Genomic DNA, 3,053 nt, shown 5'->3' on the forward strand with positions numbered 1-3,053 from the left:
GCATGATCTGATCGCCGCCCGATTATGGCTGACCGTCTACCAGCTGCCGCCGTACGCCCCCGAGCTCAACCCCGTCGAGGGCGTTGGTCGCACCTGAAGCGGTCGCTGGCCAACCTCACCAAACACAGCCTCGACCAGCTCACCGCGTTGGTGAAGACGCGGCTGAAACGGATGCAATACCGCCTCCGCCTCATCGAGGGCCTCATTGCCAAGACCGGGCTCGACCTCCAACCGCCGTAACCTCAGTCAAAGATCTCTAGCAGCACGCTCCGTCATCGAATGTGAGACAGGGCCGTTGAATTGACACACCTACCGCCCTGACAGCCGTTCGGGCACTCCGGCCCGCCACGTCTTACGGTCATCCTCAGGAAGAGTTGCGTCGGGCTTTCAGCGGGTGATCGAGATTGCGAAGGGCGCGAATCCGCCGGATCGGATCACGTGTGGTACGAACAGGATCGCGGCCTCGGCGGCCCGCGCGGTCTCGATCCCGCCGAGGTCCGTGATCCACTCCTGCTGCCAGCTGAGGTCGGCGAGAAGCCCGCGTACGACCTGCTTGGCCTCCGGGTCATTGCCGGAGAGGAAGGCGGTCGGTGTCTGGGTGAGCGCGGCGGGCGCGGTCATCACCGTGTAGAGCATCGTGTTGAGCGTCTTGACGACGCGCGTGTCGGGGAGAGCTTCTTGAAGTTGCTCCGCGAGGCTTGAGCCGGGGTAGAGAAGCTCGGCCGGCAGTCCGTCTGGTCCGTCGACGGTGGCGTTGGAGACGTCTACGAGCATCTTGCCCTGCAGTTCCTCGCGCAGCGCTATGAGCCGCTCCAGCGAGCCGGCGCCCGGGGTGGCGTTGATGACGATCTGCGCTGTCCGGGCGGCGTCGGCGGCAGAGCCTGGTGAGCGGTCCGCCACGGTCACCTCGTGCCCGGCCCGGGTGAGGGCCAGGGCGAGGCTGCCGCCGACGCGGCCGTTTCCGAGAACGGCGATCATGGTCATGCTGATGTGGTCCTTCCGGTGCTTGTGGTTCTACGTGGGAGTCAGAGGGAGAGCGTGGTGACGGCTTCGGTGTGCACGCCGGGCGCGGCGGCCAGGAAGCTCTCGCTCTGCGGGGTCCAGGGGCGGCCCTCGGCGTCGGATATCTGCCCGCCGGCCTCGGCGACGAGCAGCGCCCCGGGAAGCAGGTCCGCGCGGGCCCCGGCGAACTGCCAGAAGGCGTCGATCCGGCCGGCGGCCACGTTCAGTAGGTGGAGGGTGGCGGGCACGGATGTCCGCACCACGAGCGCATCGAAGAGCATCGCGGTGATCGAGGAGCCGATGCGCCGCACGACCTTCTCGTCCTCGTCCGGCCTGGCCTGGCTCGTGGCCACGAGGCTCAGGCCGAGGTCCGTGGTCTGGGACACGTGCAGCGGGCGGCCGTCGAGGTGGGCGCCGGCGCCGGCGAGTGCGGTGTAGGTCTCGCCGGTCAACGGCAGGTGAACTGCGGTGAGTACCGGCTGGTTGTCGCGCACGAGGGTGGCGGTCACCGCCCACTCCGGCAGGGCGTGCAGGTGGTTGACGTTGCCTTCGGCCGGATCCAGGACCCACCATTCGCCGGGGGGCAGGGCGCCGCCCGCGAGCTCGTCCTCCACCAAGCGGGCGTCCGGGCGCAGGAGGGTGAGGCGGGGGCGCAGGACGTCGAGGGCCGCGTCGTCGTTGGCGGCGAGCGCGCGCATCAGCTCTTCGCGGGTCTGGTAGCGGACCACGTCGCCGAACCGCTCCCGCAGCGCCGAAGCCGCCGCGCGCACGGCGATCGCGGTCTGCGCGAGCAGGTCGGCGTCGGACGCGGAGCCGGCGGTGGCAGCAATTCCGGTGGTCTGAATCGACTCGGGCATGGCGGTGCTCCCATCTGAGCAGGGGGGGTGATGAGGCGGACCAGGCGAAAACCGTGTTTCTTTCGCGCCCGCATCTCGAAGGTAGGAGGGCCCATCATTAACTGCAAGTGCATGTAAAGCACGGCTAGGATGAGTCTCATGCAATTGGATTTGAACCTGCTCGCCGCGCTCGATGCGCTCCTGGAGGAAGGCAGCGTGGCCGGAGCTGCTGAGCGCCTGCACGTCACCGCCCCCGCGATGAGTCGAAGCCTCGGCCGGATCCGGCGCACGACGGGGGATCAGATCCTGGTGCGTACCGGGCGCAAGATGACCCCGACGCCGTACGCGATCGCCGTCCGGGAACAGGTGCACGAGCTGCTGCAGCAGGTCCAGGGCGTGCTGGCACCGAGCCGCGAACTCGACCTCACGACGCTCGAGCGCACCTTCACACTCCGCTGGCACGATTCACTCGTCGCCCTCAGTGGCCCCGCGCTTCTCGCGGCCGTATGCAAGCAGGCGCCGGGCGTGCGTTTGCGCTTCATCGCGGAATCGAGCATCGACACCCCCGAGCTGCGTCGCGGCGAGGTCGACCTGGAGGCGAACGCGAACCGCCCGACCGCACCCGACATTCGCGCCGATCGGGTGGCTGAGACCCAGCACGTCGTCGTCGTGCGGCGAGGGCACCCGCTCACCCGAGTCAAGACTGTCACCGCCGCGCGGTACGCCGCGGCCGAGCACATCACCGTCTCGCGGCGCGGAAGGCTCGGCAACGCCCTCGACGACGCTCTCGCGCGGCTCGGCCTCACCCGACGGGTAGTGGCGACCGCGCCCACCGAAGGGGCCGCGTTCGAGTTCGTGCGCGGCTCCGACCTCCTCGTCACAGCCCCCGAATCGACGACGCGTTCAGCGGCCACGGTTCTCGGTCTGACCCTGCTCCCACTGCCGTTCGAACTGCCGCCGGCCGCGGTGTACCTGTCATGGCATCAGCGCTATGACACCGACCCCGCACACGTCTGGCTACGCGATCTGGCGCGGACCGCGTTGGCGCCCCGACGTAACCCAAACCTTTAAAGATCTCCACAAGTGGCCCCGGGCGACGGCCCGAGGGTCTGATGCACGATCGGGTGACATCTGTGACCTGCCCCACCTCTGAGGTTCCAGTTCTGGTGGCTAACTGACAGCCCTTCACGGAAGGCTGGCAGTCATGCCTCGTCC

General features: G+C 68.5%; 3 protein-coding genes and 1 pseudogene. 2 read left to right on the plus strand and 2 right to left on the minus strand.

Annotation, left to right across the window (positions count from 1 at the left end):
• Positions 1–240, plus strand: a pseudogene (locus tag ABZ471_RS48170) (transposase); the annotation flags it as partial.
• Positions 241–387: 147 nt separating this feature from the next.
• Here the strand turns inward: ABZ471_RS48170 and ABZ471_RS48175 are convergent.
• Positions 388–984, minus strand: coding sequence for an NAD(P)-binding domain-containing protein (locus ABZ471_RS48175; protein WP_359075492.1), 597 nt, complete (start codon positions 982–984; stop codon positions 388–390).
• 41 nt (positions 985–1,025) lie between these two features.
• Positions 1,026–1,859, minus strand: coding sequence for an inositol monophosphatase family protein (locus ABZ471_RS48180; protein ID WP_359075493.1), 834 nt, complete (start codon positions 1,857–1,859; stop codon positions 1,026–1,028).
• Positions 1,860–1,997: 138 nt separating this feature from the next.
• On the opposite strand from ABZ471_RS48180, the gene ABZ471_RS48185 reads away from it, so the two are divergent.
• Positions 1,998–2,909: a LysR family transcriptional regulator gene (locus ABZ471_RS48185; protein WP_359075494.1), complete on the plus strand. Its 912-nt coding sequence runs from the start codon at positions 1,998–2,000 to the stop codon at positions 2,907–2,909.
• Positions 2,910–3,053 lie beyond the last annotated feature (144 nt).

It is taken from the genome of Streptomyces sp. NPDC005728, from assembly GCF_040630895.1.
Classification (GTDB): Bacteria; Actinomycetota; Actinomycetes; order Streptomycetales; family Streptomycetaceae; genus Streptomyces.